The sequence below is a fragment of the Paraburkholderia sp. EB58 genome (genome assembly GCF_050436665.1).
In the GTDB taxonomy this organism is placed as follows: Bacteria; Pseudomonadota; Gammaproteobacteria; order Burkholderiales; family Burkholderiaceae; genus Paraburkholderia.
Genome location: NZ_JBNDMQ010000107.1, coordinates 1 through 1,361 on the forward strand (window position 1 = coordinate 1; position 1,361 = coordinate 1,361).

At 59.9% G+C, this 1,361-nt stretch carries 1 protein-coding gene; it reads right to left on the minus strand.

The features are described from left to right. Window positions 1-59 precede the first annotated feature (59 nt). On the minus strand, window positions 60-1,202 hold the full coding sequence (locus P3T40_RS44930) for a GlxA family transcriptional regulator (RefSeq protein ID WP_429274096.1): 1,143 nt from the start codon (window positions 1,200-1,202) through the stop codon (window positions 60-62). Between the last annotated feature and the right edge of the window lie 159 nt (window positions 1,203-1,361).

Sequence of the window (1,361 nt, forward strand, 5' to 3'; positions counted from 1 at the left end):
CCGCGGCCCATGTTCACGATGCACTTGCTGTCAGCTCTTGGGAGCCAGGCTAGACGCCATTAAAGCTCTAAAGCAGATTCGATAGCCGATAAACGCAGAGCATCTTCTGCGCTGTCAAAGTCCGATTGATCCGGTCCGGTTTCCGGAGCGCGATAACACAAGGCCATTTGCATGCGCGCCGCTTGCCGGTACTCGCTAGCGGAGGCCGAAAGCCGTCGGCGAAACAGTTTCGCCAGTGTCATTCCGCTGCTAAAGCCGCATCGCCGCGCGATCTTGTCGATCGGGAGCTGCGTCGAAACAAGCAATTGACAGGCACGATCGAATCGCACCTTGACCAGATAACCTGTCGGGCTCATGCCTGTCACCTCCTTGAACTGCCGGGAAAGTGTCCGTGTGGTCATCAACGTGTACGCGCATACGTCCGCGACCATAATCGGCCGCTCAAAGTTCTCTGCGATCCATCTGGCGGCTTCCTCCGCCCTCGACCGGTTGCTCTCGTCCACTTCGCCGACGACCGCCGACAGCCAACGTCTCGCGCCTGGCACGATGCGTTCGCCGACCTTGCGAGCCGCCGCTCGGCCCAGATCGCGCCCGACGATTCCCAGTGCTGTCGCCAGCGCAGCATTACGTTCGAGGACGCCGTTCTCCGCGCGCGTGGGACTCTCGATGCCAGCATCGGGCCGCATTGCGTCCGAGAATGCCGAGTGTCGACGGGAGAGGTCATTCCGGTGTTCCTGTGCGTCCAGAAGCACCTGTCCTTCGGAGACGGCCAGCATTGCCATTCCGCACGAATACGCGTTGTGCAGCCAGCGAGCCAGGGCTTGATTGCGGCACGCCGAAATTGCGCCTTCGCCGCCCACGATCACAATGGCGTCCTCGACCGACACCGCGCCAGCCAGTTCTGTGGAAACCGACAAGCCAGACGAACTGATAACGGTCCCACCCGTTGCGGAAACCAGCAGCACCTTGTACGTCTTCGAGCGGCGCGAAGGTGTCTGGTCCAGTTCGTTCGCGTATTGAAAGGTCTGCGCCAGCATTGCGGCGTCGAAGGACGAAAATCCGGGAAAGACGACGACATGGATTCTGCGCTCCGTTGCTGCGCGTTGATTGGCCGCGGCGCTACGCAATGCGTCCGTCGGCCTGAAAACGTGCCCGTCAAGCGACGTGGTGATTTCAGTGCGGCCGCCTACCCGCGAGGACATGATTTTGCCTGTCATACCGTTACGAAAGCCGCTGAATAGTGGAAACGATGCGGGGCCTTAGCCATCAGGTCTGAAGAAATCGTACGGCACCGTATTCCGCTGCGCAGTGACGATCGTCACAAATGGACCCCTTACGTTTAGAAAATCCAACATGCCAAC

Excerpts from the sequence above, each read along its gene's own strand:
- P3T40_RS44930 (WP_429274096.1), bottom strand. The coding sequence starts at position 1,202 with ATGTCCTCGCGGGTAGGCGGCCGCACTGAAATCACCACGTCGCTTGAC.